This is a genomic window from Corallococcus terminator (genome assembly GCF_003611635.1).
GTDB lineage: Bacteria > Myxococcota > Myxococcia > Myxococcales > Myxococcaceae > Corallococcus > Corallococcus terminator.
The window spans coordinates 1-440 of the sequence record NZ_RAVZ01000817.1 but is presented as its reverse complement, the minus strand read 5'-3'; the positions used below and the strand labels follow the sequence as shown (position 1 = coordinate 440).

Here is a 440-nt window from a genome sequence, read left to right as displayed (position 1 = left end):
CGGCGCCGTAGCGCAGGCCGGCCAGGTCGGCGGCCCGGTGCAGCACCGGGGCGACCTCGTCGATCTCGTACATGTTGTCGACGCCCTGCAGCAGGAAGGCCACCCGCTCCAGGCCCATGCCGGTGTCGATGTTCTTCTTCGGCAGCTCGCCGAGGATCGGGAACTCCTTGCCCTCCCCCGGCCCGCGCTCGTACTGCATGAAGACCAGGTTCCAGATCTCCAGGTACCGGTCGCCCGTGGGATCGGCCTCCGGCCCGCCGCCGGGGCCGTACTCCGGCCCGCGGTCGTAGTGGATCTCCGAGCAGGGGCCCGCCGGCCCGGCCGCGCCGGTCGACCAGTAGTTGTCGTCCTTGCCGCGGCGCTGGATCCGCTCGGCCGGCACGTAGGCCCGCCAGGCGTCGAACGCCTCGTCGTCGTCCAGGTAGACCGTCGGCCAGATC

1 protein-coding gene is annotated in these 440 nt (G+C 72.0%); it reads right to left on the bottom strand.

Going from position 1 to position 440, the window contains the following annotated elements; genetic code table 11:
* Positions 1-440 (bottom strand): alanine--tRNA ligase-related protein (locus D7V88_RS42280; protein ID WP_244238707.1); only part of this gene is annotated, 440 nt, incomplete at both ends.